General features: G+C 53.7%; 1 protein-coding gene. It reads right to left on the bottom strand.

Annotated features, from left to right (window positions below; translation table 11 throughout):
* Positions 1-231: hypothetical protein (locus Q4563_RS23125; protein ID WP_303606218.1), on the bottom strand; the 231-nt coding region annotated here is incomplete at both ends.

The following is a 231-nucleotide window of genomic DNA, read 5'->3' as shown; positions in this document are numbered from 1 at the left end:
CGATTACTCGTTCGGGTGTCTTCCTGTTCGTACATGGCATCAATTTCTGCCGCTGTCAGCTGCTGTTGCGCCCGGCGGAATGTATTAACACGGGTTTCATCTTCGCGGCAGTCTTTCATCATCGAAAGGTAAATCTGGCGGGTACTGTCCGGATCATCCAGCTCGTAGTAGGCGTCGGCCAGCGTCCAAAGATTGTAGTATTGCTCGCAGGTAAACAAGCCGGGGTCACGC

Source organism: Gilvimarinus sp. 1_MG-2023, assembly GCF_030548285.1.
This window is presented reverse-complemented; position numbering and strand designations above follow the sequence as displayed.